Origin of the sequence: Bacillus cereus group sp. N12, assembly GCF_016483575.1 — a bacterium.
Taxonomy (GTDB): Bacteria; Bacillota; Bacilli; order Bacillales; family Bacillaceae_G; genus Bacillus_A; species Bacillus_A toyonensis.
In genome coordinates this window covers 1-248 of the sequence record NZ_JAEHBO010000251.1, presented here as the reverse complement: position 1 = coordinate 248, position 248 = coordinate 1, and the positions used below count along the sequence as shown (strand labels likewise).

Below are 248 nucleotides of genomic sequence, written 5' to 3'. Positions count from 1 at the left end.
TCCGCAGTAGCTCAGCGGTAGAGCTATCGGCTGTTAACCGATCGGTCGTAGGTTCGATTCCTACCTGCGGAGCCATTATGCTTCCATAGCTCAGCTGGTAGAGTACTTCCATGGTAAGGAAGAGGTCACCGGTTCAACCCCGGTTGGAAGCTTGGAAAAAGTTTTTAAATTTTTGGCCCGTTGGTCAAGTGGTTAAGACACCGCCCTTTCACGGCGGTAACACGGGTTCGAATCCCGTACGGGTCACC

3 tRNA genes are annotated in these 248 nt (G+C 52.4%); all 3 read left to right on the top strand.

From position 1 onward, the window contains the following. A tRNA-Asn gene (locus tag JDS92_RS30355) sits at positions 1 to 75 on the top strand. 4 nt (positions 76 to 79) lie between these two features. After that, positions 80 to 152 (top strand) — tRNA-Thr (locus JDS92_RS30350). Between the two features lie 22 nt (positions 153 to 174). Next, a tRNA-Glu gene (locus JDS92_RS30345) sits at positions 175 to 246 on the top strand. Positions 247 to 248: the final 2 nt, after the last annotated feature.